We start from the raw sequence: 18607 nt of genomic DNA, 5'->3' as shown, positions 1-18607 counted from the left end.
AAAGGTTACCGATACAGGATCGCCTGTGAGTACCATTGGCCGGGAACCACGGTTTCACTGTTCATAATGATCATGTAGTAACGTGCCCCACTGGCGTTGGCTTTCTGCTGTATTGCCGCTTCCACATCCATCGGGCTGCCGCGGACCAGGGCGCTGGTGGTACCCATTTTCACCAGAGTGCCGGTTTGTGCCCGGGTGATCTCCTGTGCTTGACCGGTCGGTGATGGCGGTGCTTTTGGGGTTGTGGTCATGATGCCGCAGGCGCTAAGCAGCGTGATCAGTGTTAGGGGGAGCAACAGGCGGGAAAGTTTCATGAGCACCTCGGGAAAGTCGACGGCATGATTTCAGTGTAACCCATTATAAATTGGAACAGATTGAGCTAATGCTTTTTAGCGCAAGTTTGCCATTATGAAGGCAACAAATATGCAGAGGGAAAACGGATGATTGAAATCTATGACGAGCGGGCAGGGAATATTGCCGTGATCCACGCGGTACCTGCGGGGCAGTACCATCAGCCGCTGCCGACGATATTTTTCTACCATGGTTATACCTCGTCTAAAGAAGTGTATGCCTATTTTGGCTATGCGTTAGCCAAGGCAGGATTTCGCGTGGTGTTGCCGGATGCCGATTTTCACGGCGAGCGCTTTGACGGAGATGAACAGAAGCGGTTATCCCGTTTTTGGGAGATCCTGCGCAGCAATATCGATGAGTTGCCGGCGCTGAAAGCGCATTTTGAACAGCGCGGACTGATTGCTGAAGGACGTATCGGCGTTGCCGGTGCGTCTATGGGCGGGATGACGACACTGGGGAGCTTCGCCCGTTACCCATGGGTGAAAGCGGCTGCCAGCCTGATGGGGGCCGGGTATTACACGTCCCTGGCGCAGACACTGTTCCCCCCTTTGGATGAACAGGGCAGCCCTTTGACAGCAAACGGCTTTGAGGCTCGTATTGCTGCGCTCGCGGATTATGGTCTGGAACACCAGCTGGAGAAAATTGCCGATCGCCCTCTGTTGTTGTGGCACGGCGAGGCAGATGACTTAGTGCCGGTGGCAGAAAGCTTGCGGTTGGCGACCGAACTTCGCCAGAGCGGTTGGGATCAGCAACTAACGTTGCTTACGGAACCTGACGTCAAGCACCGCATTACACCACAGGCGCTCAGCGCAACGGCCGATTTCTTCAGGCGCACGTTATAAAAAAAGCCCCCTGTATCAGGGGGCTGACGATGACATTCACATTTTTATTTGCCGCTTTTGGGCGCGGCTGACTTCCTGGTGCTGCATTTTCTCTTAGCGATACAGCTCGGCACTCACATGCATGGTGCTGTTGTTTTCAGGTTCATGCAGAGCGATGATCCGATAGGCCGTCGCGCCGCGCTGCTCGGCTATTTTGTTCACTTGGCTACTGGCATCGTCAGGGGAAACAACGTCCTGGTTTAGGGTCACGAACCCAACGCTTTGGCGTTGATCGGCCTGATGTGACGTGATTTCAGTGGCGGCCATGGCATGGGCAGAAAACAGTAAAGCAATGGCAGTGGCGATGGTAACGTGTTTCATAAGTGCCTCTCTTAACTGTTTGCTTCAACGGCCTGACAGCCGGTGCCAGTGCAGCAAAAAGTTATTTGTATGTATTGAATAACCTCGAATCTTTTTCGTCGCGCTGTCTGCGGCGGATAAGTACAATTTTAGACCTTCATTCAGGATTAAAAAGGGAGGTATTTTGATAGCCTCTTTCAAAAAAAATGAATGAATTTTGCGCGTCAGTGATGATTTCATTGAAAGATTTTCTGAAGTGATGGATCTGTGTACATAGGTTGTGCAGACAGCAAATCGTGCTATTTCCGTAGCAGGCTCGCATTACTGATAATAAATCCCCCTCGGTCCTTGAGTTTCCCCGCTGGCGCAAGTATGATTACGCGTCATTTTTTCAGCCGCACACACATACACGTTCCTTGCTTCCATGGGCCGCGGTTGACCCTGACAGGAGGCTGAATAATCCGTAAGGAGCAATTCGATGCGTCATTACGAAATCGTTTTTATGGTCCATCCTGACCAAAGCGAACAGGTTCCGGGCATGATCGAGCGTTACAGTGCTACCATCACTAACGCTGCTGGTCAGATTCACCGTCTGGAAGACTGGGGCCGCCGTCAACTGGCTTACCCGATCAACAAACTGCACAAAGCTCACTACGTTCTGCTGAACGTTGAAGCTCCGCAGGAAGCGATCGATGAGCTGGAAACAAACTTCCGCTTCAACGACGCCGTTATCCGTAGCATGGTTATGCGCGTTAAGCACGCGGTAACTGAAGCATCTCCGATGGTTAAAGCGAAAGACGAACGTCGTGGCGATCGCCGCGAAGACTTCGCTAACGAAACCGCAGATGATGCAGATGCTGGGGATTCTGAAGAGTAATTGCTGCCGTGACATCTAATCGTCTGGTTTTGTCGGGCACTGTGTGCAAGACGCCGGTTCGAAAAGTGAGTCCTTCCGGGATACCCCACTGCCAATTTGTGCTTGAGCACCGTTCGCAGCAAATGGAAGCCGGATTCAGCAGACAAGCATGGTGCCGAATGCCCGTGGTTGTCAGCGGACAACAGTCACAAGCACTAACTCAAAGATTAACGGTCGGCAGTCAGATAACCGTGCAAGGCTTTGTTAGCAGCCATCAAGGGCGCAACGGGCTGAACAAACTGGTTCTGCATGCCGAGCAGATTGAATTGATAGATTCTGGAGACTAGCCTAATGGCACGTTATTTCCGTCGTCGCAAGTTCTGCCGTTTCACCGCGGAAGGCGTTCAAGAGATTGACTATAAAGACATCGCTACGCTGAAAAACTACATCACTGAAAGTGGTAAAATTGTCCCGAGCCGTATTACCGGTACTCGTGCAAAATATCAGCGCCAGCTGGCCCGTGCTATCAAGCGCGCGCGCTACCTGTCTTTGTTGCCGTACACTGATCGTCATCAGTAATCGGCCACTGTCCATTAACGACTTTGAGAGGATAAGGTAATGCAAGTTATTCTGCTTGATAAAGTAGCAAACCTGGGCAGCCTGGGTGATCAAGTTAACGTTAAAGCGGGCTATGCCCGTAACTTCCTGGTACCACAGGGCAAAGCTGTTCCTGCTACCAAGAAAAACGTAGAGTTCTTCGAAGCACGTCGTGCAGAACTGGAAGCTAAACTGGCTGACGTTCTGGGCGCTGCTGAAGCTCGCGCAACCAAGATCAACGAACTGGGTTCAGTCACCATCGCGTCTAAATCAGGCGACGAAGGTAAACTGTTCGGCTCTATCGGCACCCGCGACATCGCTGACGCAGTTACTGCGGCAGGCGTTGAAGTTGCCAAGAGCGAAGTTCGTCTGCCGAATGGCGTTCTGCGTACCACTGGTGAACACGAAGTTCACTTCCAGGTACACAGCGACGTGTTCGCACAGCTGAATGTAGTTGTGGTAGCAGAAGCTTAATCGCTCCTGTTCACCAAGTTAAAACGCCAGCCTCGTGCTGGCGTTTTGCTTTTCTGCGCCCGGTAAAACGCGTTATTCTGCCAGCACCTTGGGTGAGGAGCAGCGGCAAATGGCAGAGATTCACTTAGAACGTGTGTATGGGTTTACAGGCCCTGCACCGGTTAACTGTTACCTGATTGACCGGTTATGGCCGCGGGGCATCAGTAAGGAGCAGTTACTGGGAGTGCAGTGGCTAAAAGAGATTGCGCCAGATAACACACTACGACAGTGGTTTCACCAGCACCTTGAACAGTGGGAATTATTTGAGAGCCGCTACCGGCAGCAATTGGCTGAAAATGACGCCTGGCGGCCCCTGGTGGCGTTATTACGGCAAGGGGAGCCCTTAACCTTGCTCTATGGCAGCAAAGACACACAGCACAACCACGGCATCGTGCTGCGCGACTTTTTATTGGCGCAGATTTAAGTTGCCTGGCCATTGCGTGCGATCACGCGGTCAATGGCGGGGCAAGGTTTAACGCTCGCGGCGATAGCTGCCGTCGGCCTGGCGGCGGAATAATACCTGAGTGTTATCCGCGGCAGTGACCGATAACGCAGTAATCACGCCGTTGGTGTCACGTTCGATACGCACTTCCTGGCCGGCCTTCATGTTGCTGAGTGGTTTATCGTTACCTTCCACCTGCGCCATCGCGAAGACTTCATTCACCGGCAGACTATTGTCGCGGAACAGTTGCGCCAGCGTTTGCCCTGGTTGGATCTGGTAACGCTGCCAGTTGCCGGCGGGTTCCGGTTCGGCGGCGTGCTGCTGCTGCTGAGGATCATTTTGCAGATCGGCCTGCAGGGGTATGTTGTTGCCCTGCTGGGTGACCGGGAATGGCTGCCCGCTGTTTTCCGATGAATACGGCCACAGCAGTGCCAGTAGCAAGATGCAGCCGAAAATCAGTGTCCAGCGGCGGTGGAAATAGGGTAATGGCTCCATCCAACCGAAGCCGTCCGGTAGGTGCCAGATCTTCAGCATTAGCGCTTTGATGTTTTGCCCCTTACCGCTTTCCGGTGGTTGTTCTGAATCCGGATTCTCTACTGCCTCTGGCGCGGACCCCGGCTTCAGGCGCTGGCTGAAGTTCAGCCAGGTGCGCAACAACGGCTGGTAGACTCGGGTGGTCTTCCTTCTCCTGGGCGAGATTCTGCCCATGGTAACCTCTCTTCAACGGCGTAAAAATATCACGGTACAAAAGGGTGTACCGCCGACCCGATGCCCTGTTTCCAGTATAGTCTGCTAACTGATTGAAGTGAAAGGCAGCAGCAAACCCATGCCTGTTGCGACAGGCGATTCGCCTGGGCTCGCGGGAGCGGGTGTTAACTGAGGGTTATTGTTTCTTTTTCTACGACAAAAGTCATCATTCTCCACACAAGATTTTACCCGGCATTGCGGCGCTGTTATGCTGCGCTTTCGACTTTTTACAGACTAAAGGAAAACCCCATGACAACCCCTTCTTTTGACAGCGTTGAAGCGCAGGCGAGCTACGGGATTGGTTTACAGGTCGGCCAGCAGTTACAAGAGTCCGGTCTGGAAGGTTTACAACCGGAAGCTTTGCTGGCAGGTTTGCGTGACGCGCTGGAAGGGAATGCCCCGGCGGTTCCGGTAGACGTGGTGCACCGTGCGCTGCGTGAAATCCACGAACGTGCGGATGCCGTGCGTCGTGATCGTCAACAGGCGATGGCTGTTGAAGGCCAGAAATTCCTGGAAGACAACGCCAAGCGTGACGAAGTGACGCTGACCGAATCCGGTCTGCAGTTCTCCGTACTGGAGCAGGGCAATGGCCCAATCCCGTCCCGTCAGGATCGCGTGCGTGTGCATTACACCGGCCGTCTGATCAACGGTGACGTGTTCGACAGCTCCGTAGAGCGCGGCCAACCGGCAGAATTCCCGGTTAGCGGTGTGATCCCAGGTTGGATCGAAGCGCTGACCCTGATGCCGGTCGGTTCTAAATGGCAGTTGTATATTCCACACGACCTGGCCTACGGCGAGCGTGGTGCTGGCGCATCCATCCCGCCATTCAGCGCGCTGGTGTTTGACGTCGAACTGCTGGAAATCCTGTAATCCTCTGACAGGTTTCTCTGGGCGCCTACATGGCGCCCTTGTTTTATGCGCCGTTCAGTGCGCGCGGGAACAACAGGTTGTTCTCCAGATTGATGTGTTCCATCAGGTCACCGATGAACTCGTCGATACCGCCATACAGCGCCTGCCAGGTATTGCAGGCACCTTCTGGTGGCGTCACGTTGTTGGTGAGGAACTTTACCACTTCCAACTGTTCGCCCGCGTCGTCATGCTCATGTTCCATCACCGAGATGGGGCCACTCGCCTGGCGTCCCATACCTTGCTTGATCATCGGGAACAGGATCTGTTCTTCTTTCATCATATGATTTTCCAGATCCAGCCGGATCAGGTTCAACTGTTTCGCCAGTCCACGTGGACAGGTGGGTTTGTCGGCATGAACCCGTTCGACTTTTTCTGCCATCAGTACCAGCTCGGCTAACTGTTCACGGTGCCGCTGATGGAAGCGTGGCAGGATATAGTCAATCACTTCGCCAAGGGGCGCAGTGCGCCAGTCGCGGGTTTGTTCCGGTTTGGCGGCGAGGACGGCCAATTCGGTTTCCAGCCGGTCGATATCCAGCCCTCTGCGCTCGGCGGCGCGTTGCAGCGTTTGTTTGCCGCCACAGCAGAAATCCAAGTCGTTCATGCGGAACAGGCGTGATGCCCGGGGAATGGCGATGGCGAGAGCGCCGAGGGATTGGTCACGGTAATTCATGGGAAGGCCTCTTTAAATGAAAAACTATAACATGCATTTTAAATGCAATTTAAAGGGCGCGCCAGAGAGAAAAAGGGGTAGATGGCCAGAGGGAAGGTGATTTCCCCTCCGGCCAACTGCTTATTTGCTGCTTAAATCAATCTGATAAACCGCAAATCCAATGTTATCCGTACCTTCGGATTTCATTGGATACTGGGCATGGGTTTTGATAAACGCCGTAGCCTTCTCGCTTGGTGATGTTTCGAAACGAATATCCAGTGGCTGAGGGCTACTGAACGTCGCCAAACGCCAGTTATTATCCACCTGTGGCCGTACTGCGCCATGCAGCTTAGTTTCAGCGCTGATATAAGCGGCCAGCACCGAACGGTTCTCATCCGGCGAAGCGAAGGCAATATGCTGATCGCCGGTGCCGGCAAACTTACCACCGTAAGCACGGTAGTTATTGGTGGCAACCAGGAAGGTGGCGTTTGGATCAATAGGCTTGCCTTTGAACGTCAGATCTTTGATGCGTTCCGCCTTATCGTTGATCAACTGGCATTCACCGTCGTAACGCGCAGGCTGGCTGACGTCGATCTGGTAATTTACCCCGTCAATCACATCAAAGTTATAGGTGCGGAAACCGTCCCAGTTGATCAGGCCCTGTGGTTTGGGGCTGTTAACGTCGATCTGATTAAATTGCCCAGCGGAACACTCGAGCCACTCCTTCACCTCTTTGCCGCTGGCTTTCACGACCACCAAGGTATTGGGATAGAGGTAAAGATCCGAAGCGTTACGGAAGGTGAGCTGGCCTTTTTCCACTTCGACGAAGCTGGCCGGATCGTTTTTGCGTCCGCCCACCTTGAACGGTGCAGCGGCTGACAGCACGGGCAGGTCGGCCAGGTCGGGATCGCCCTGAATATAGTGCTCCACGTAAGCCTTCTGCGCGTTATTCACGATTTGCACTGTGGGATCATCCTGAATCAGTGCCAAATAGCTGTACATGTTGTCGTCCGCTTTACCGACGGGTTTACTGACGAAATCACGTGTGCCTTTATGATCTTCCGCCAGGACTTTCACCAGACTGGCATCTTCTGCGGCCAGCGATTTCTTGTTCTCTTTGTCGTAGATTGGCCGTGCTTCCGCTTTGGCGGAGGTCACTTTCCAACTGCCAGAGTCGTTGTTTAGCTGCAGATCGACTACGCCGAGGTGATCACCCCATTGACCCGGCATTACCGCAGGTATGCCATTGAGCGTACCCTGTGCAATATCTGCGCCTTTGATATTGGCAAAGTCCTTACTTGGGAACACGGCGTGAGCATGGCCGAACATGATGGCGTCAATGCCTGGTACTTGGCTGAGGTAGTACACCGAATTTTCTGCCATTGCCTTGTATGGCTCGCTGGACAAGCCGGAGTGCGGGATAGCGACCACCAGGTCGGCGCCTTGTTTGCGCATTTCCGGTACATAGCGTTTAGCGGTTTCGGTGATGTCGTTAACCCTAACCTTGCCCTGCAAGTTGGCTTTATCCCAGACTAAAATTTGCGGCGGTACAAAACCGATATAGCCAATTCGCAAAGTATGTTCTTTGCCGTCACGATCTTTTACCGGTGTATCGACGATAATGTAAGGTGTGAACAAGGGCTTCTGTGTTTTAGCGTCGATGACGTTGGCGTTGATATACGGGAATTTGGCTCCGGCAATGGCATTTTTCAGGTAGTCGAGCCCGTAGTTGAACTCGTGGTTACCGATGTTGCCAACCACATAGTTCAGGGTATTCATCGCTTTATACACCGGGTGAACATCTCCCGGTTTCAAGCCTTTGGCCGCCATATAGTCGCCGAGCGGGCTACCCTGAATAATGTCGCCATTGTCCACCAACACCGTATTGGCCGCTTGTTGACGTGCCTGTTCAATCAGGCTGGCGGTACGCACCAGACCGAATTTATCGGTCGGTTTATCCTTGTAGTAATCGAAGTCCATCATGTTGCTGTGCAGATCGGTCGTTTCCAGCACGCGCAGATCGACCGTAGCCGCCTGCGCCGAGGCGCAAACCAGTACAGCGAGGGCAGACAACGTCAGCGAACGCTTCATCATTTTTGGCTTTCTCCATTCCATTTTTCGAGTTTTATCGCAGAGGGACATGTAATTAACATTGGTTGTCTCACCAAACTGTGAAGTGTGGCAGAAAACTGACCGAGGTATCTGAGGAAATATCGCAGTTGTGACGGGAAAGACTTGAGTAATTACCGCAGGTTAAATCGTTATGATGGATATTCCCTGCAAAAAAAACTAGGCTGCTAGCAATGAGAAAGGGGAAATGCCCCACTGAACTGTATACCCGTCATACTTGAAGTTGCCTCTTTGTTGGCTACGTCTGGTCACTCCGGTCACATAGTGGACTGTGCTCCGGGGGTTCGTAGACTTTCCACTGCGATGCAGCTCCAGTTATTCAGGGTATTTATCTGAGGTGAATGATGTTAGAACAAATTTGCCAACTGTCCCGCGAGGCGGGTGCGGCGATCATGGCGGTGTATCAAGGTGAACAACCGCTTGATGCTGCAAAGAAAAAAGACGATTCTCCGGTGACAGCGGCCGACTTGGCGGCGCACCATATTATCAAACGCGGTCTTGCGGTATTAACGCCGGGCATCCCACTGCTCTCAGAGGAAGATCCACCGGCGTGGACTGAACGGCAGAGCTGGACGCGTTATTGGCTGGTCGATCCGTTGGACGGCACCAAGGAATTCCTCAACCGCAATGGTGAATTCACGGTAAATATTGCGCTGATTGAAGACGGCCAAGCCGTGATGGGCGTGGTTTACGCCCCGGCGATTGACGTGCTGTATCTGGCCGAGCGCGGCAAAGCCTGGAAAGAAGAAAAGGGCCGACGCCAGGCCATTAGCGTCAGTAACGCCCACCCACCGCTGGTGGTCGTCAGCCGCTCACACAGTGACGAAGAATTGAAGGATTACCTGAACCAGTTGGGCGAGCATCAGACGGTTTCTGTCGGATCCTCGTTAAAGTTTTGTCTGGTCGCGGAAGGTAAAGCGCAGCTGTACCCACGTTTTGGGCCAACTAACATCTGGGATACCGCTGCCGGTCATGCCGTCGCCGTTGCGGCCGGGGCGCAGATCCACGATTGGCAGGGCAAACCTCTGCTCTACACACCGCGTGAATCGTTCCTTAACCCCGGCTTTCGGGTATCGCTGTTCTAATTTACTTTGCCAGAAGCTGGTGCAGTTGGGTCATGACCTGCTGCACTTCTTCCGGTGTCAGTGCGCCGTCTTTGGCAAACTGGATCCTGCCTTGATTATCCAACACCACAATGGCTGAGCCCTTTGGCTGCAGATCCCACGCTTTTCGTACATTGCCGTTGCTGTCGACAATAAACTGCGACCACGGGAACTCTTTCTTGCTGTCTTCAATGCTGTTGCGCACAAACATCGCGGTGCCGAGCAACGCATCGTCGGTATTCACAATTGTCGTCGTTTGGTAACGATCGTGCGGTAGCTTAGCTTTCTTAATCGCTTCTATCAGTGGGTCGTTCATGTCCTTGGCAGAACTGCGGCCGGCAATGTGTTGGATCACTCGCACTTTCCCACTGAGCTGCGCGCTATTCCAGTTTTGATAGCTAAACTTATTATTAGCGTAATCCAACTCTCCTTTATCGCTGACGCCAACCGGTGCGACGCGTTGCTGGAGCTGGAAGTTGTGCGCGGAGGCAAAAAGGGGAGCAAACAGCAGGGATACAATGAGCATGTGACTTTTTTTCATGCCTTCTCCTTAAGGGGAAATGGTGCCGACAGCACCCGATAGCCTAAAGCATAGGTGGTGATCAGAGGTCTGTCCTGTTAGCCGGATCGCAGTTTTTCCTTCTGGGGGCAAATGTCTGTATTTTGAAGGGATATACTGAAAAAGTTATATATTATCATATACAATTCTGTCAAAAAGTGTAAATCCAGTGCAGATCTCCAAGCGGAAATGAACGATATGGTCTTTACTGAGTCTACTACATGGCAATCACGTTGCGTTCTTATTTTAGAGGCTGCCACCTTGGCGGCTCGCTGAGCGCATGGACAAACGGAGGAGAGTAATAGAATGAGAATCTTCCAGCGTTATAATCCGTTGAAAGTGGCAAAGTATGTAAAGACCTTGTTTCGCGGTCGGCTGTATATCAAAGATGTTGGTGCGTTTGAATTCGATGAAGGAAAAATCCTGTTGCCAAAAATCCGCGACAGGCGCCATTTCAGTGTGATGTCAGAGGTAAACCGTCAGGTGTTGCTGCTGCAGTCTGAAATGGGGTGATTGGGCACAGAGCGCCAATCAAAAAATACGGCCCCGAGGGGGCCGTTTATGTTTTTGCTGTAGGTGCGTCAGGCTGAAGGGGTGTCGTCCGGCGCTTTTGGCAGCGTCGACGCCGGCTTATCGCTCAACCGGGTGACCAGCAGCTGGTCAATCTTGTAGCTGTCGATATCTACCACTTCAAACTTGTAGCCGGCATATTTGACGAAATCGGTACGCTTAGGGATCTTGCGCAGCATATACATCATAAAGCCGCCAATAGTCTCGTAGTTACCTGCTTGTGGGAACTCGTCGATATCCAGCACGCGCATCACGTCATCGATAGGCGTACCGCCTTCAATCAGCCATGAGTTCTCATCGCGCGCCACGATCTGTTCTTCCTGACCCTGGCCGACCAAATCACCCATCAGCGTGGTCATTACGTCATTCAGCGTGATGATGCCCACAACCAATGCATATTCATTGAGAATGACGGCAAAGTCTTCACCCGCCGTTTTAAAGCTTTCCAATGCTTCAGACAACGTCAGGGTATCTGGCACGATCAGGGCTGAACGGATCTGCACACCACTGCTCAATACCAGGCTTTGATTACCCAGCACGCGGTTTAACAAGTCTTTGGAGTCAACGTAGCCGACAACCTGATCGATATTGCCGTCACACACCAGGAACTTGGAGTGCGGATGCGTTGAGACTTTCTCGATGATGCTTTCTTCGCTCTCGCGCAGATCAAAGTAAACCACGCTTTCGCGTGAGGTCATCGACGAAGGCACCGTACGTGATTCCAGCTCGAAAACGTTTTCGATCAGTTCATGTTCTTGCTTACGCAGAACGCCAGCCAGTGCACCGGCTTCCACCACCGCATAGATATCGTCGGAGGTGATGTCGTCTTTACGCACCATCGGCAGTTTGAACAGACGGAAAATCAGGTTTGCCATACCGTTGAAGAACCAAACCAGCGGCCGGAAAATCATGATCGAGAAACGCATCGGGTTGATGATCCGGACGGCGACCGTCTCTGGTGCAATCATACCGATGCGCTTCGGCGTCAAATCTGCGAACAGGATAAACAAGCTGGTCACCAGCACGAACGAGCAGATGAAGCTAACCTGCTCAGCCATCTCTGGGGATAAGAAACGGTCGAACAACACTTTAAAACTAGGAGAAAAGGCTGCATCACCGACGATACCACCCAGGATGGCGACGGCGTTCAGGCCAATCTGCACCACGGTAAAGAACAACCCCGGCGTTTCTTGCAGCTTGAGGACTTTGGTAGCATTGACGTTACCTTCGTCAGCCATCAGTTTCAGTTTAATCTTGCGTGACGCGGCCAGAGATATTTCCGACAGCGAGAAAAACGCACTCACTGCGATCAGAAAAAGAATCAGTAAAATACTGTTTAACATAATCTATCCATACGTGCCGACGGGATGACGGCGCTCTTGAGGAAGGGTAGTACATTGTAAAAAAAGTAGTGATAACAACCAGAAAGGAGGCTATCAGGCCGCAGATGCGGCCCGCACAGTATAGCAGCAGCCTTACAGGAGCCGCCAGCGGTTAAAAATTACCGCTGGCCAGTGAGTTAGCGTTGAGGAGGCAAGCAGACACCGATACCGCCCAAGCCACAGTAGCCTTCAGGGTTCTTGTACAGATATTGCTGGTGGTCATCTTCGGCATAGTAAAACGGCAGCGCGGGCACGACTTCAGTCGTGATGGTGCGCTTGTCGCCCGCTTCAACCATGGCCCGCTGGAAGCGCTGCAGGCTGTTTTCGGCTTCGGCCTGCTGTTCTGGCGTTAGCGTATAAATTGCCGAGCGGTACTGGGTGCCGACATCGCCACCTTGACGCATGCCCTGTGCCGGGTCGTGGTTTTCCCAGAAGACCTGCAGCAGCTGCTTATAGCTGATGATTTTCGGATCGAACACGACACGAACCACCTCGGTATGGCCGGTCTGGCCACTGCACACTTCACGGTAGGTTGGATTCGGCGTATAGCCGCCGCTGTAGCCCGCAGCGGTGCTGTATACCCCCGGCTGTTGCCAGAACAGGCGCTCCACACCCCAGAAACAGCCCATGGCGAAGATCGCTACCGCCATGCCATCCGGCACGTGAGTCATCGAATGATCGGTGACCACATTGAGTGTGGCAACCGGCATGGGAGTCGTGCGGCCAGGCAGTGCGTTCGCCTTGTCGACGGTTTGTGTTTTATCAAAAAATGGCACCACGGTTGACTCCTGTTGTCACAGTAAGAATTGGCCTAAGACGCGGCAGTTCGGTTGTATCTAACCGAAACTTTGCCCACAATAAGCTACATATTCAGATTATGTATCAGATTAACGCAGTATTTAGAGCGCCAAAAGCGAAGAATGCGCCAGTTTACTGCGACAGTAAAACCGTAACATGCAGCGTCTGGAATAATGCTGAAAGGGCTGCCGTCTTGATAGCGCGGAGTATGCCCTGGTACCAGAGCGAGTGTTATTACAGGAAAGTAAAATAAATTAAGGAGAACGCGTGCCACGATACCGAGCCCTGTGCTTTTTGTGTGCGCTGCTCGCGACGCCTGCGGCGTATTCGGCGAATGTGCGGCTGCAGGTTGAAGGACTTAGCGGGGAACTGGAAAAAAACGTCCGGGTGCGTTTGTCATCCATCACGCCGGAAGAGGTCAGCACTGACGGCCGTTTCCGCGCACGCGTGGATGAAGCTGTCCGTCAGGGGCTGCGAGCGCTCGGCTATTATCAACCCACCATCGACTTTACCCTGGACGATCGCCCAGGTCTGTCACGTCCGGTATTGCATGCCAAGGTGAACCCAGGTGAACCCGTGCGGATTGCCGGTGCCAATATTGTGTTGGAAGGCGGCGCGAAAACCGATGACGACTACCTGGCACTGGTCAAGAAAGGCAAGCCGACGATAGGCGAGATCCTCAATCACGGCAAGTACGACAGCTTTAAAGGGTCATTGACCGGCATGGCGCTTCGCAAAGGCTATTTCGATGCTGACATGACCAAAAGCCAGCTTGGTGTCGCGGAAGATCTGCATAAGGCCTATTGGGACATCGACTTCAACAGCGGACAGCGTTATCGCTTCGGCCAAGTGAAGTTCAGCGGCTCGCAAATCCGTGAAGACTATCTGCAAAATCTGGTGCCCTTTCATCAGGGGGATTACTACAGCTCGGAGGATTTGGCCGAGCTGAACCGCCGTTTGTCCGCCACCAACTGGTTTAACTCGGTGGTTGTGTCTCCTGATTTCCAAGACGCCAAAGAGAACAAGATTTTGCCGCTAGATGCGTTGGTAACACCACGCACCCGCAACACCATTGAAACCGGGGTGGGTTATTCCACGGATGTTGGCCCGCGCGTGAAGGGCACCTGGAAAAAACCGTGGCTCAACGATCGTGGTCACAGCCTGGAAACCAGCGCCAGTGTTTCGGCCCCGGAACAGCAGCTCGATTTGACCTATAAAATCCCGTTGCTGAAGAATCCGCTTGAGCAGTATTACCTGCTGCAAGGGGGGTTCAAAAACGTCGACCTCAACGATACCAAATCCGTCACGTCAAAAGCCGTGGTCTCCCGTAACTGGGATCTGTCCAGCGGCTGGCAACGGGCGATAAACCTCACCTGGCGTTGGGACCACTTTACTCAGGGTACCGTGACCAATACGACTATGCTGCTGTATCCCGGGGTGAGCGTAAACCGGACCCGTTCCCGGGGTGGTTTGATGCCGACCTGGGGTGACAGTCAACGTTATTCTATTGATGTGTCCGACAGCACCTGGGGTTCGGACGTGGACTTTGCGCTGATGCAGGCACAGAACGTCTGGATTCGCACGTTGGCCGACAAGCACCGCTTTGTTGCGCGTGGGCAGGTAGGGTGGATTGAAACCAACGACTTTGAAAGAGTCCCGCCAGACCTGCGATTCTTCGCCGGTGGTGACCGCAGTATTCGCGGTTATAAATACAAGGGCATTTCCCCTCGCGACGACGACGGCAAGTTGACCGGGGCCTCTAAAATGCTGACCGGTTCGCTGGAGTATCAATATAACGTGACCGGCAAATGGTGGGGCGCAGTGTTTGTGGATTCCGGTGAAGCCGTAAACGATATCACCCAGAGTAATTTCAAGACCGGTGCCGGTTTTGGTGTGCGCTGGCAGTCACCGGTCGGCCCGGTGAAACTGGATATCGCTGCTCCGGTTGGGGATAAAGATACCCACGGGGTGCAGTTCTATATTGGTTTGGGGCCTGAACTATGAGCCTGATAAAAAAGATTTGCCTGGGTTTCCTGATTATTCTGCTGCTGCTGATTGGCGGGGTTGCGTTCTTGCTGGGCACCACCAGTGGTTTGCATATGGTGATAAACGGTGCGGCGCGTTGGGTGCCGGGACTGGATATTGCCAGTGTCAGCGGCGGTTGGCGTGATCTGACGCTGAAAGGCGTGAAATATCAAATGCCGGGTGTCACCGTGAATGCCGGGCAGTTCCATTTGTCACTCGATCTGGCCTGCTTTAAAAACAGTGCGTTGTGCGTCAATGCGTTGACGGCACAGGACGTGGACGTCGTGGTGAAAACCAAAGAAATGACGCCGTCCGCGCCAGTCGAAGAGACCAGCGAGCCAACAACCAATCTCAGCACGCCATACCCGATTACTTTGCGCATGTTGGCGCTGAATAACGTCAAAGTCAGCGTAGACGACACGGCGATTTCGCTTGCTGAATTCCGTACCGGTGCTCAGTGGCAGGAACGTGCGTTGACACTGCTGCCAACCAAGATCAGCGGATTACTGATCGCACTGCCGAAAACGCCGCAAAATCCGCTGCCGGAGGCCGTGCAGCCGGTGGTAGACGCAGCGAAGAAAGTAGAGGAAAAGGCCAATCCGGCCACGAAACCCGTACCGCAGCCCGAAGAGAAGCCACTGGGCGAAACGCTGAAAGAACTGTTCGCGAAACCGTTGCTGCCGGACTTGCCGGATATCCGTTTGCCGCTGGACATCACCGTCAAGGAGATCAGGGGTGAACAGCTACGGCTGACAGGGGATACCGACGTACTGATCGCAAGCTTGCTGTTGCAGGCCAGCACTCAAGATCAGCATATCAAGCTGGACAATTTCGATGTGAAATCCCCACAGGGCACGTTGTCAGCGCAAGGGCAGGCAACGCTGACCGGCAGTTGGCCGGTAGAGATGGTCGCCAACAGCACGGTGAACATCGAACCGCTGAAAGGCGAAAAGATCAAACTGAACATTGGCGGTGGCTTACGCGAAGAACTCAAGGTCGCACTCAACCTCTCTGGGCCCGTTGGCGCGCAGCTTGATCTACAAACCCAATTGGCCGAGGCCGGTTTGCCGCTCGCGTTGACGCTGCAAAGCAAACAGCTGAAATGGCCCCTGAGCGGTGAGGCGCAGTACCAGATCAATGATTTCCGCCTGCGTTTCAATGGCAAGGCGACCGATTATGCGTTGTCGACACGTGCAAATATCAAAGGGCAGGATCTGCCCCCAGCCGTATTGACGCTGGACGGTAAAGGCAACACTGACCAGTTTAAGCTGGAACGCCTGCGGTTGGCCGCCTTGCAGGGCAATACCGATCTGACGGCGCTGGTGGACTGGAGTAAGGCTATCAGCTGGAATTCACAGCTGACACTGAGTGGGATCAATACCGCTAAGCAGTGGCCGGAATGGCCAGCGAAGTTGGACGGTAAAATCACCACGCGTGGCAGCCTGCACGGCGGCAGTTGGCAATTGCAGGTCCCCGTCTTGCAACTCGACGGTAACGTGAAGCAGAACAAGGTCACTGCACGTGGCACGCTTAGCGGCAATGCCGCCGGTCAGTGGAAAATCCCAGGTATTGACCTGACGCTGGGACGCAACCAACTGAACGTGAAGGGCCAACTGGATGAAAAGAGTTGGAACCTGGATGCAAATATTGACGCACCGCGTCTGGACGGTGCCCTGCCAGGGCTCGGCGGTACGGCGAAAGGCTTGATTAAACTGCGTGGTAACCTGCAGGCACCTCAATTATTGGCCGATCTGACCGCGTCTGGTCTGCAGTGGCAGGCGTTACGCATTAACCGTGTGAAAATCGACGGCGACGTGCGTTCCAGCGATCAAATTCAGGGCCAACTGGCTGTGCGTGTTGAACGGCTCAAGCAAGATGCGTTGGACATCAACCTGCTGACGCTGGATGCCAAAGGCAGTGAAAAACAGCATCAGTTGCAACTGAAAATTGATGGCAAACCGGTATCCGGCCAACTGGCGTTGCAAGGCAGTTTCGACCGTCAGCAGCAACGCTGGCGCGGCAACCTGAACAACACGCGTTTCGATACGCCGGTGGGCGAATGGCGATTAACGCGCGCCATTGCGCTGGATTACCTGAATACCGCGCAGAAAATCAGTATTGGGCCACATTGCTGGCAGAACCCGAATGCCGAACTGTGCGTGCCGAAAACTATCGAAGCCGGTCAGAGCGGTCAGGCAAGCGTTGTGCTGAACCGTTTTGATCTGGCGATGATCAAACCTTTCCTTGGCCCGGAGACGGCCCTGAGTGGCGTCTTTACCGGGCGGGCCGACGTTAGCTGGAAGCCTGGTGGTGCACTGCCAGAGGCGAAAGTCTCGTTGGTGGGCAACGGGGTTAAAGTGGTACAGCAGGTTCAGGGGAATCCATTGCCGATTGCCTTTGACAAGTTGAACCTCAATGCCGGCCTCACCAACGGTCGGGCGCAGGCCGATTGGTTGATCAAACTGAATAACAATGGCCAGTTTGACGGCAATATTCAGGTGGCTGATCCACAGGTACGCCGCAATATCAGCGGTAACGTCAATATCACGAACCTTTCTCTGGCGATGATTAACCCGGCGCTGATGCAGGGCGAAAAAGCCGCGGGTATGTTGAACGCCAACCTGCGTTTGGGCGGCAGTGCATTAAAGCCTTTAGTGTATGGCCGGATGGCTCTGGACAAGGTGAAGGTTCAGGGGCACTGGATGCCGTTTGACATGACGGAAGGCCGGCTGGCGATGAATTTCGACGGCATGACGTCGACGTTGGAAGGGTTGGTCAGCACGACCCACGGTCAGCTTAACCTGTCCGGTGATGCCGATTGGCGTGATATCAACGCATGGCGTGCACGCATTGCCGCTAAGGGCGATAAGCTACGCGTGACGGTACCGCCCATGATCCGGATTGATGTGTCGCCGGATTTGATATTCGAGGCCACGCCGCAGCTGTTCTCGCTCAACGGTTCCGTTGATATTCCTTGGGCGCGCATTACGGTGCAGGAGCTACCAGAGAGCGCTGTGGGTGTTTCTTCAGACGAGGTGATGCTGGATGATCAACTGAAGCCGTTACAACCGAAAACGGCGGCGATCCCGATCAATAGCAACCTGATGATCCACGTTGGCAATGACGTGCGGCTTGATGCCTTTGGTCTGAAGGCGCGATTAAAGGGCGATCTGAAAGTTGTGCAGGATAAAAACGGGTTGGGCTTGAATGGTCAGATTGACATCCCATCCGGGCGCTTCCATGCTTATGGTCAGGATTTGATTGTCCGCAAGGGACAGCTGCTGTTCTCGGGGCCACCGGATCAGCCGTTGTTGAACCTTGAGGCCATCCGTAATCCGGAGTCGACCGAAGACGATGTCACCGCAGGGGTGCGCGTCACCGGGCTGGCTGATGCGCCGAAGTTGGAGGTGTTCTCGGACCCGGCAAAATCGCAGCAGGAAGCGCTGTCTTATCTGTTGCGTGGGCAAGGACTGAATAGCTCCGGCGCTGATGGTAACGCAATGACCTCAATGTTAATTGGGATGGGGGTTGCACAAAGTGGTCAACTTGTGGGTAAAATCGGCGAGGCGTTTGGCGTAAGTAATTTGGCCCTGGATACTCAAGGGGTCGGTGACAGTTCGCAGGTTGTCGTGAGCGGTTATGTTCTCCCAGGCTTACAAGTAAAATATGGGGTGGGTATATTCGACTCACTGGCCACGCTGACGTTGCGCTACCGCCTGATGCCTAAGTTGTATCTGGAAGCGGTGTCTGGTCTCGACCAGGCATTAGATTTGCTCTATCAGTTTGAGTTTTAGC

At 53.6% G+C, this 18607-nt stretch carries 19 protein-coding genes; 11 read left to right on the top strand and 8 right to left on the bottom strand.

The window, feature by feature from the left end; translation table 11 throughout:
• Positions 1–5 precede the first annotated feature (5 nt).
• Entirely contained in the window at positions 6–314 is a 309-nt protein-coding gene (gene bsmA, locus AC2FC2_RS07345; RefSeq protein ID WP_209634294.1) for a biofilm peroxide resistance protein BsmA, read from the bottom strand.
• Between the two features lie 126 nt (positions 315–440).
• Between bsmA and yjfP the strand changes: the two genes are divergently transcribed.
• Positions 441–1193 (top strand): esterase, encoded by a 753-nt coding sequence (gene yjfP, locus AC2FC2_RS07340; protein ID WP_490659023.1) that lies wholly within the window; start codon positions 441–443, stop codon positions 1191–1193.
• Between the two features lie 93 nt (positions 1194–1286).
• Here the strand turns inward: yjfP and AC2FC2_RS07335 are convergent, their stop codons facing one another.
• Positions 1287–1553, bottom strand: coding sequence for a YdgH/BhsA/McbA family protein (locus AC2FC2_RS07335; RefSeq protein ID WP_209634298.1), 267 nt, complete (start codon positions 1551–1553; stop codon positions 1287–1289).
• A 457-nt stretch (positions 1554–2010) separates the two neighbouring features.
• Between AC2FC2_RS07335 and rpsF the strand changes: the two genes are divergently transcribed.
• The 5 genes from rpsF to AC2FC2_RS07310 all read left to right on the top strand — a co-directional run bounded on the left by rpsF (position 2011) and on the right by AC2FC2_RS07310 (position 3922).
• Positions 2011–2409, top strand: a complete 399-nt coding sequence (rpsF, locus tag AC2FC2_RS07330) for a 30S ribosomal protein S6 (protein WP_006317459.1) — start codon at positions 2011–2013, stop codon at positions 2407–2409.
• 8 nt (positions 2410–2417) lie between these two features.
• Positions 2418–2735 carry a primosomal replication protein N gene (priB, locus tag AC2FC2_RS07325; RefSeq protein ID WP_037422542.1) on the top strand — a complete coding sequence of 106 codons (318 nt, stop codon included), beginning with the start codon at positions 2418–2420 and terminating at the stop codon, positions 2733–2735.
• 4 nt (positions 2736–2739) lie between these two features.
• The gene (rpsR, locus tag AC2FC2_RS07320) at positions 2740–2967 is read left to right on the top strand and encodes a 30S ribosomal protein S18 (protein ID WP_000135199.1); all 228 of its coding nucleotides are present in this window, start codon (positions 2740–2742) and stop codon (positions 2965–2967) included.
• Positions 2968–3006: 39 nt separating this feature from the next.
• On the top strand, positions 3007–3459 hold the full coding sequence (gene rplI / locus AC2FC2_RS07315) for a 50S ribosomal protein L9 (RefSeq protein ID WP_209634300.1): 453 nt from the start codon (positions 3007–3009) through the stop codon (positions 3457–3459).
• Between the two features lie 109 nt (positions 3460–3568).
• Positions 3569–3922, top strand: a complete 354-nt coding sequence (locus AC2FC2_RS07310) for a DUF488 domain-containing protein (protein WP_265556247.1) — start codon at positions 3569–3571, stop codon at positions 3920–3922.
• A gap of 48 nt (positions 3923–3970) precedes the next feature.
• Here AC2FC2_RS07310 and AC2FC2_RS07305 read toward each other — a convergent pair whose 3' ends face one another.
• On the bottom strand, positions 3971–4648 hold the full coding sequence (locus AC2FC2_RS07305; RefSeq protein ID WP_490659022.1) for an OapA family protein: 678 nt from the start codon (positions 4646–4648) through the stop codon (positions 3971–3973).
• Positions 4649–4936: 288 nt separating this feature from the next.
• Between AC2FC2_RS07305 and bamJ the strand changes: the two genes are divergently transcribed.
• Complete coding sequence (bamJ, locus tag AC2FC2_RS07300) at positions 4937–5557, top strand: BamJ family beta-barrel-assembly machinery protein (RefSeq protein WP_037423251.1); 621 nt, start codon at positions 4937–4939, stop codon at positions 5555–5557.
• A gap of 43 nt (positions 5558–5600) precedes the next feature.
• Here the strand turns inward: bamJ and ytfE are convergent, their stop codons facing one another.
• Together ytfE and AC2FC2_RS07290 are read right to left on the bottom strand one after the other, a co-directional pair.
• Positions 5601–6266: an iron-sulfur cluster repair protein YtfE gene (gene ytfE / locus AC2FC2_RS07295; protein ID WP_209634308.1), complete on the bottom strand. Its 666-nt coding sequence runs from the start codon at positions 6264–6266 to the stop codon at positions 5601–5603.
• A gap of 120 nt (positions 6267–6386) precedes the next feature.
• A complete protein-coding gene (locus AC2FC2_RS07290) occupies positions 6387–8339 on the bottom strand; it encodes a bifunctional 2',3'-cyclic-nucleotide 2'-phosphodiesterase/3'-nucleotidase (RefSeq protein WP_490659021.1) in 1953 nt (650 codons plus the stop codon).
• Positions 8340–8719: 380 nt separating this feature from the next.
• Here AC2FC2_RS07290 and cysQ point away from each other — a divergent pair, with 380 nt between their 5' ends.
• Positions 8720–9460 carry a 3'(2'),5'-bisphosphate nucleotidase CysQ gene (gene cysQ / locus AC2FC2_RS07285; protein WP_265556245.1) on the top strand — a complete coding sequence of 247 codons (741 nt, stop codon included), beginning with the start codon at positions 8720–8722 and terminating at the stop codon, positions 9458–9460.
• A gap of 1 nt (position 9461) precedes the next feature.
• Here the strand turns inward: cysQ and AC2FC2_RS07280 are convergent, their stop codons facing one another.
• The gene (locus AC2FC2_RS07280) at positions 9462–10019 is read right to left on the bottom strand and encodes a YtfJ family protein (RefSeq protein WP_037423240.1); all 558 of its coding nucleotides are present in this window, start codon (positions 10017–10019) and stop codon (positions 9462–9464) included.
• Between the two features lie 324 nt (positions 10020–10343).
• Here AC2FC2_RS07280 and AC2FC2_RS07275 point away from each other — a divergent pair, with 324 nt between their 5' ends.
• Entirely contained in the window at positions 10344–10550 is a 207-nt protein-coding gene (locus AC2FC2_RS07275) for a DUF1107 domain-containing protein (RefSeq protein ID WP_037423237.1), read from the top strand.
• Positions 10551–10618: 68 nt separating this feature from the next.
• Here the strand turns inward: AC2FC2_RS07275 and paeA are convergent, their stop codons facing one another.
• Positions 10619–11950 carry a polyamine export protein PaeA gene (gene paeA, locus AC2FC2_RS07270; protein ID WP_209634314.1) on the bottom strand — a complete coding sequence of 444 codons (1332 nt, stop codon included), beginning with the start codon at positions 11948–11950 and terminating at the stop codon, positions 10619–10621.
• A gap of 176 nt (positions 11951–12126) precedes the next feature.
• On the bottom strand, positions 12127–12765 hold the full coding sequence (gene msrA, locus AC2FC2_RS07265) for a peptide-methionine (S)-S-oxide reductase MsrA (protein WP_265556264.1): 639 nt from the start codon (positions 12763–12765) through the stop codon (positions 12127–12129).
• A gap of 289 nt (positions 12766–13054) precedes the next feature.
• On the opposite strand from msrA, the gene tamA reads away from it, so the two are divergent.
• Both tamA and tamB read left to right on the top strand, forming a co-directional pair.
• Entirely contained in the window at positions 13055–14791 is a 1737-nt protein-coding gene (gene tamA / locus AC2FC2_RS07260; RefSeq protein ID WP_209634316.1) for an autotransporter assembly complex protein TamA, read from the top strand.
• Positions 14788–18606, top strand: a complete 3819-nt coding sequence (gene tamB, locus AC2FC2_RS07255) for an autotransporter assembly complex protein TamB (protein ID WP_490659020.1) — start codon at positions 14788–14790, stop codon at positions 18604–18606. Before tamA ends, tamB begins: the two co-directional genes overlap by 4 nt.
• Position 18607 lies beyond the last annotated feature (1 nt).

It is taken from the genome of Serratia sp. CoH_122_TC_1 (assembly GCF_058191755.1).
This window is presented reverse-complemented; position numbering and strand designations above follow the sequence as displayed.